Here is an 897-nt window from a genome sequence, read left to right as displayed (position 1 = left end):
GTCGAGTTTGCCGTTGAGGGTGATGGGCAGGGTGTCGAGGGCGATGATGGCGGCGGGGATCATGTAGCTGGGCAGTTGTTGGGCCAGGGTGGCGCGTAGCTGGGTGGGGTCGGCGGTGCCGGTGATGTAGGCGGTGAGGCGTTTGTCGCCGGGGCGGTCTTCGCGCACGATGACCGCGGCGTGTTCGACCCCCTCGAGTGCGGCCAGGGCGGCGTGGATTTCGCCCAATTCGATGCGGTAGCCGCGGATTTTGACTTGATCGTCGGCGCGGCCGTGGTAGTCCAGTTGCCCGTCAGGGCGCCAGCACACCAGGTCCCCGCTGCGATACATCCGGGTTCCCGGCGGCCCGTAGGGGCAGGCCACGAACCGGGCCGCGGTCAATGCCGCCCGGTGCAGATAGCCCAGGCCGACGCCGCGGCCGGCGATATAGAGTTCACCGATCACCCCGGGGGGCACCGGGCGGCACCACGGGTCGAGCACGAACAGCGCCGCCCCGGGCACCGGCAGCCCGATCGGCACGCTCGTCGAGCCCGCGGTCAGTGGGGCGCTGATGGTGGCGTAGACGGTGGTTTCGGTGGGGCCGTAACCGTTGACCATCACCCGCCCGGGCGCCCAGCATGCGAGGACCTCGGGGGGACAGGCCTCCCCGGCGGCCATCAACGCCACCTGATCCAGTCCGGTCGGCGACAGCGCGGCCAGCGCCGAGGGGGTGTGGCTCAAGACGGTCACGCCTTCGCTGATCAGCAGTGCGTGCAGCTCGTCGGGGGAGCGGGTCAGCTCCTCGGGCACCACCACCAACCGCCCACCAGAAAGCAGGGCACCCCAGATCTCCCACACCGAGAAGTCGAACGCATACGAATGGCATTGGGCCCACACCTGCTCGCACCCCAACCCGAT

1 protein-coding gene is annotated in these 897 nt (G+C 69.7%); it reads right to left on the bottom strand.

The genetic code is table 11. The features are described from left to right. Nucleotides 1–897, bottom strand: an 897-nt coding sequence (locus tag A5691_RS09455) for an AMP-binding protein (protein ID WP_156734777.1), incomplete at both ends; no start/stop codon positions are given.

Source organism: Mycobacterium sp. E183 (assembly GCF_001667735.1).
Classification (GTDB): domain Bacteria; phylum Actinomycetota; class Actinomycetes; order Mycobacteriales; family Mycobacteriaceae; genus Mycobacterium.
This window is presented reverse-complemented; position numbering and strand designations above follow the sequence as displayed.